This is a genomic window from Arthrobacter glacialis (genome assembly GCF_002909445.1).
Lineage (GTDB): Bacteria > Actinomycetota > Actinomycetes > Actinomycetales > Micrococcaceae > Specibacter > Specibacter glacialis.
Genome location: NZ_PPXC01000056.1, coordinates 1 through 1103, shown reverse-complemented (window position 1 = coordinate 1103; position 1103 = coordinate 1). Strand labels below are relative to the sequence as shown.

At 59.7% G+C, this 1103-nt stretch carries 2 protein-coding genes; one reads left to right on the top strand and one right to left on the bottom strand.

Translation table 11 applies throughout. The annotated features are described in order from the left end of the window. The first annotated feature begins 268 nt into the window (after positions 1–268). Positions 269–397 (top strand): hypothetical protein, encoded by a 129-nt coding sequence (locus CVS27_RS21535; protein ID WP_279325130.1) that lies wholly within the window; start codon positions 269–271, stop codon positions 395–397. Positions 398–874: 477 nt separating this feature from the next. Here the strand turns inward: CVS27_RS21535 and CVS27_RS21145 are convergent. Further along, the coding region (locus tag CVS27_RS21145; protein ID WP_207767609.1) for a hypothetical protein at positions 875–1103 on the bottom strand (229 nt) is incomplete at its 5' end.

Here is a 1103-nt window from a genome sequence, read left to right as displayed (position 1 = left end):
GATGTGGGAGAGTAGGACACCGCCGGACAACACGTAAAAAAGGTAGAGGCCCCACACCACGGTGAGGGGCCTCCCTTGCTTTAACAACCACACACCCTCACGGCCACCCCACCAAGGTGGCCACCGTCGTTTAACACCACGCCGCACCTCACCACGTCTCACTTCGCTGTGGCCGCCCTTTCCAGGGCGGCCCTTGCTGTTTAACCACAAGACCCACCGGTCCAATAACCACACGACCCGCCGGCCGGCTAGGTCCTAGGTGGTGGGTGTGCCGGCACGGCTAGGCGTGGACCCGGTGGTGGCTGCGCCGTGTGGGCGAGCTGCCCTGGTCTTGGCCCTGCTGCCAGCACTGGTGGTGGTGGTGTGGGTTGTGAGGGTTGTGGTTTGTGGGGGATGAGGGTGGTGTGTGGTTGGTGGCGCCCGGCGGGGGAGTGCGGTTGGTGGTGGTGGGTGAGGACGTCAGCAATGACACACTCGGCTAGGGTGCTTGGCAGTGTCTATGCCGGGACTGCCGGCGTCGTTGAGGTCAACGGGAGAAGTGGGGCGGCAGTGCTCAGCGGTGCTCAGTGGGAACACTGCCACTGGTGGCGCTTTTGCTGGGGGTGTGCGGGCCTGCCTGGCAGGTGACTTTTGATGGGTCGGGGGAGTGAGGGGGGTGCGTTGCTTGCTGTTTTGGGTAGCGGGGAGGGGGATTGTGTGGTGGTGGGGTGCCTGCAGGGCGGTGTTGAGGGGGTGTTTTCGGTGGTGTATCCTAGGTCTCATTTCGGGTATTCCAGGCCCCATAATTGGTGTGAACTCGGGGAAGTTACTCCCGGTGGTGACTGCTGCGGGAGCCTGTGAGGGCCTGGAGGGGGCCAGCTGGTTTGCGTGTTCGCTAAAAGGTGTGTATTGTTTTTCGAGTTGCCCCGCTCGTTGGGGGAACGAAAAACCCCCAAGAAGATGCCAGGTTTACTGGTGTTGGGTGGGTTGCCTCGGCACTGATCATCGCGGACTGTTTGTTGGTTTGGGTGTGTTGGCTGGGTGTGGTTGTTGTTTGAGAACTCAATAGTGTGCCAAGTTTTATTGATACCAATTTATTTATATTGAATTGGTTATTTGGTTTT